Annotated in this window: 3 protein-coding genes and 1 pseudogene; 1 reads left to right on the top strand and 3 read right to left on the bottom strand. The window is 63.9% G+C overall.

All coding sequences use genetic code 11. The features are described from left to right. Positions 1–302 precede the first annotated feature (302 nt). The 3 genes from QZX93_RS16130 to QZX93_RS16120 form a co-directional block, all read right to left on the bottom strand. On the bottom strand, positions 303–1,712 hold the full coding sequence (locus QZX93_RS16130; RefSeq protein ID WP_295389379.1) for an alginate export family protein: 1,410 nt from the start codon (positions 1,710–1,712) through the stop codon (positions 303–305). Further along, positions 1,702–1,872, bottom strand: coding sequence for a symporter small accessory protein (locus QZX93_RS16125; RefSeq protein ID WP_295389381.1), 171 nt, complete (start codon positions 1,870–1,872; stop codon positions 1,702–1,704). The genes QZX93_RS16130 and QZX93_RS16125 overlap by 11 nt, the downstream gene beginning before the upstream one ends. Before the next feature lie 81 nt (positions 1,873–1,953). Next, positions 1,954–3,792 carry a sodium:solute symporter gene (locus QZX93_RS16120; RefSeq protein WP_295389383.1) on the bottom strand — a complete coding sequence of 613 codons (1,839 nt, stop codon included), beginning with the start codon at positions 3,790–3,792 and terminating at the stop codon, positions 1,954–1,956. Between the two features lie 157 nt (positions 3,793–3,949). Between QZX93_RS16120 and QZX93_RS16115 the strand changes: the two are divergent. Continuing rightward, a pseudogene (locus QZX93_RS16115) lies at positions 3,950–4,162 on the top strand (acyl-CoA thioesterase); the annotation flags it as partial. Positions 4,163–4,401 lie beyond the last annotated feature (239 nt).

The following is a 4,401-nucleotide window of genomic DNA, read 5'->3' as shown; positions in this document are numbered from 1 at the left end:
GGCCCGCCGACCCGGCGGCCCCTCCCCTGCATCTCGCCCCCTGCCCCCGCCAACAGGGGACATCTCTACTTTGCGGAATAGGGGACATTTCTACTTTGGGTTGACAGGGCACGGGTCGATCCAACGACGTTACCGTGAAAGTCGCGCCGGGAGCGCGGTCCAATTCTCCCTCCCCCCTCGCGGGGGAGGGCGGGAGGGGGAACGGCCAAGGCGCCCGCCACGTTCATCTTGCGGGGTGGAGCGGGCGCCATGGCCGCTACCGAGACACCGGGCACACGGCAACCATGGGTGCCGGCGGATCGTCAGAACGCCAACACCACCTCCGCGCGCAGGAAGTAGGAACCATCCCGGCGGTTGGCGGCATAGAAGGCGCCCGGGGCCAGGTACTCGGCGACCAGGTGCCCGGAGACGTGCGCGTTGAACTTGGTCTTGACCCAGCCGGTGAAGAGGTGCCCGCGGAAGTTCCCGTTCTGGCTGATGTTCACCAACTGGGCGGGGGAGCGGGTGCTCTGCTGGTTGGCCCAGAGAGCGTGGTAGTCCAACAAGACCTCGGTGGTCGGGTGGACCTTGGCCAGCCAGCCCAGATTGAGCCGGGTGAGGTTGGTCGCCTGCCCCACCCGACTGTCCAGCGGCCACTGGTAGATCATGAGCTCGCTCCACTGGGGCCAGCGCCCCCACAGCGGATCGAATGACTCGTTGGCCTTGGTGTGCGGATCATCGCCGGAGAGATATTCCAGGTCCAGGTGTAACCGGTTGGCCCGCTTGTCGTTGAAGGCATAGGTCAAGCGACCGTTGAAACCGAAGGCGGCGAGGTCCTGACGCGGCGCACCCGGGTAGGGCTTGGTGCCGCCCCACTCGCCCGCCGCCTCCGCGCGCACCGCCCAGGCGGGGGTGAGCTTGGAGTCGATGCGGACACCCAGCGCGTTGACCTCCCCGGCATCGGCAGGCGAGGCGAAGGGGGCCCCGCTGGCGTTGCGGAGGTTCCCGACGGTGTCATTGGGGTTATTGTGCTTGTAGATGTAGTACGCATCCAGGTCCGTGTCTTTGAGCAGGGACTTGTTGCGGGCATAGAGAATGCCGCCGGTCTCGAATTGTTCGGTCTGATCCTCGGTGCCCCCGCCCAAGGGCGTGGGAAAACGCGCGGTGTTCGGGGAATTGTTGATATAGAGCAGATCGAAGGTCGTCTTGATGGAGTCCACCGCACAGGTCACCCGGGCGGCGTCCATATACAAGGTACGCGAGCCATCGAGCGGCGTGCCATCCATCACCAGCCAGCCGTTGCCCAGCATCACATCCTGGCGGCCGGCCTTAAGCGTCAGCGGCAGGCCACCGATCTTCTTAAAATCCAGGGTGAGCTTGTCGAACAGGACGTCACCGTTCCACCAGGTCTGAAAGCCCGGTGCGGCCCAGGTGCTCTTGAGCGGCAAGGCATAGTGACGGCCCTCCCACAGCAGGCGGGCGGCCACACCAAAGCGCTCGCCGACCTTGTACTCGCCCCAAGCGCGCAGCCGGTAGCGCTGAAAGCTGCGATTGCCGGACGGACTCTGGGTGTTGAGCCCGACATTGCCGATATAGATCTCGCGCAGGCGCCCATCGGCCCCCAGGGTCGCGGGGCCGAAGGTCTGGTCGGCCGCCACCGGGCCGCTGCCAAATAGGCCGAACCCGTATGTCAGGGCCACGGCGACGACTACTTTGATTTGCTTAGAGTTCATTTTCAACCCTCTGCTCTTCCATGGCCCAGGCGCGGTCCTCGCGGGTCACCTCATCGACTGCGACATTACGCCGCACCACGCCATAGATCAGACTGATCGCGGTGATCGCGATGCAACCCAGAAAGGCGGCCAGGACCATAGGGTCTGGAATACCGAGCATTATTCTCTCCGATGGAGTCGAATGGATGGATTGCGAGCAAGGCACCGGCAGCGCGGTGCGGGTTGCGCGTGCATTCAGGGTCTAGCGACCGCTGGTTTCGGGAAAGCACCGATCCAGGTGCGCAACATCAACCGCTTTGGTAAAGGCACTGACCAGCATCAGGGTCAAGAACGCCAGCGGCAGGGCCACCACGACCGGGTCGACCATCGGCCAATTGGGAAAGCCAGCCAGGATGCTGGTCTTGCCCCCAGTGACCTGCTGCACCAAACCGATGGCGGCGGCCTCCTTGGACTTGACCAGCAACAGCCAGAAGAGCGAGACGCCCAAGCCGACAAACATGGAGGCCAAGGCGCCGACACGGGTCACCCGCCGCGAATAGAGCCCGCCGACAAAGGCCGGCATAAAGGTCGCGGCACAGAGTCCGAAGAAGATCGCCGTAAAGCGGGCGATCACATACTCCTCGCGCACGTTGTAGCTGATGGTTACGGACATCAGCAAGCCGAGCATAATGGCGATACGCATCACCAGCAGGCTCGGCTCCACGCCGTGCCGGCCGGTGATGCGCTCATAGAGGTCGCGCCCGGCGGCGGTGCCGATGGTATGGAACTGGCTCGACAGGGTACTCATGGCCGCCGCCAACAGGCAGAGGAAGAAGATCAGCCCGAACCAGCGCGGCAAGGCGGTGGTGATGAAGGCCGGGATGATCCGGTCGATATCGCCCTTGGCATAGACGACCGAGGGCGCGCGGCCGCTGACCAGGTCCAGGGGCTGGCCGGCGGCATCCAGCGCCGCCTCGTGGCCGGACAGCACCATTGGCGCCAGCGTCGGCTGCTTGGTCTTGGCGTTGAGCACCGGCGCCCAGTGGCCGGGGCTAGCCTCTTTCATCAGCCCCACCAAGGCGTGGCCCTTGGCGGCGTCGATCTCTTTGACCACCTGCCCCTTAAGCAGCGGCCCGTGCTGGGCGAACCAGGCGTTGGACAGGCTGCCGACCACGAAGGGGGTACCGGTCATCAGCAGGATGAAGACGGCCCCGATCGGCACCGCCCGATCCAGTTCACGACGGCTGCGCACGGTCATGAAGCGCACCGCCAACTGCGGCTGGGCCAGGACGCCGATGCCGACCCCCAGGATGATGGCGGTGATCACGGTCCACCACAGGTCGTAGGTCGGCGCGCCCCAACCGAACCTGGGCATGGCCGTCCAACCCTGATGCCCCATGGCCTGCAGCGGCGCCGGGACCAGGTCCGCCATGCCGGTCAGGTATCGATGCGCCTCGTTCACCCCGCCCAGGCTGTCGTAGGTGAACCAGAGCAAGAAGAGCATGGCGAGGATCATCACGACCCCCTGGAAGGTATCGGTGTACATCACCGCCTTGAGTCCGCCGGGGATCACATAGGCCGCTGTAATCACCGCAAAAACCAGCAGGGCCATCTCAAAGTCCACGCCGAACTCGCTGGCGGCAAAGACCGCACCGCCGGTCATCACCGCCGCTGCGTAGAGCGGCATGAAGATGAAGATCAATAGCCCCGCAAAGACCTGGATGCCCTTGCTCTGGTAGCGTGCCCCGAGCAGTTCCGGGAAGGTGTGTGCGCCCAGGTGGTGGCCCAGGCGCCGGGTCGGCTCCCCCAGCACGGTGAAGGCGAACAGGATACCCACGCCGATATTGAGAAAAGTGAGCCACAACAGGCTCATGCCGAAGAGCCCGGCGACCCCGCCGAAGCCGACGATGGCTGCGGTGGAGATGAAGGTGGCCCCGTAGGAGATGGCCATGATCACCGGGTGGGCGCTACGCCCCCCGACTAAAAAGTCCGCCGCCGTGCGCGTACCCCGGTAACCCAGCCAGCCCAGATAGCCGGTGGTCAGCAGATAGCCGACGATGACGACGATATCGACCCAACCCACCGAGGGATTGCTGGCCATGGGAGCCCCCTGTTGCGTTTGTGCATCAAATTGTCGCGCTCGCCCGACAGGGGCGGCGGGACGGGAGAATACCCCAAGACCGGTTGCTTTTCCTGCGACAAAACGCAATTAAATGCATGTTGTTATGCATTTCAAGACACCATGGGGGAAACCTTTTGTGGAAAGTTACAAGGTGGTGCGACCCGAGCACCTCAATCATTTCGGCTACTTGTTCGGCGGCTTCCTGCTCAAGTGGGTCGACGAGATCTCCTGGATCGCGGCCAGCCGGGACTATCCCGGGTGCAGTTTCGTCACCGTGACCATGGACAAGGTGGAGTTTCGCCGCGGGGTGCATCAGGGCACCGTGCTGCGTTTCGACGCGCGGGAGAGTCGGCCTTAGGTGGCGGTTTGAGATAACGTGCGGGCGATACACGGCCCGACACAGTGAGGATTCTGTCCGTGACAACATATTCTGCGCGTTTCACTTGGTCGGCGTGCCGGTGCCCTTGGGCGAAGCACGTTAGCGAAGGGCGTCCTTGGATGCGTGGCGTCTGAAGGTGATGGGTCTTTGGGTCTGTCAAATCGAGGAGGACTCAAACTGGGAGCCGGATGGTGTAACACTCCAAGTCC

Source organism: uncultured Thiodictyon sp., from assembly GCF_903946935.1.
Taxonomy (GTDB): domain Bacteria; phylum Pseudomonadota; class Gammaproteobacteria; order Chromatiales; family Chromatiaceae; genus Thiodictyon.
This window is presented reverse-complemented; position numbering and strand designations above follow the sequence as displayed.